The sequence below is a fragment of the Campylobacter sp. 2018MI13 genome (assembly GCF_018501135.1).
Classification (GTDB): Bacteria; Campylobacterota; Campylobacteria; order Campylobacterales; family Campylobacteraceae; genus Campylobacter_E.
This window is the reverse complement of record NZ_JAHCZC010000320.1, coordinates 1-259: the sequence shown is the minus strand read 5'-3', so window position 1 is coordinate 259 and position 259 is coordinate 1. Positions and strand designations below refer to the sequence as shown.

The window sequence follows — 259 nt, the reverse complement described above, 5'->3', positions numbered from 1 at the left end:
TATAAGGAGTAATTGCACGAATACAATGAGTTGAGTATGTAAGAGTTCTAGTAGTACAACCACCTGCTATATTTAACATTCTTCCAAGTAAGCTTTGTGGGTTATTAACGCTTCCAACGAAAAACCAACCATAACTACCGCCATAAACAGCATTAGAGCCATATTTTTCATAAACTCTTTTAAGCTCATTGGCTACTAATTCATAAGCTTTTTCCCAAGTAATCTCAACAAATTCTTCTTTACCCCTTAAGTTTTTAGG

1 protein-coding gene is annotated in these 259 nt (G+C 34.4%); it reads right to left on the bottom strand.

Annotation, left to right across the window (positions count from 1 at the left end):
- Positions 1–259, bottom strand: a 259-nt coding sequence (locus KJQ99_RS10205) for a molybdopterin-dependent oxidoreductase (RefSeq protein ID WP_214150780.1), incomplete at both ends; no start/stop codon positions are given.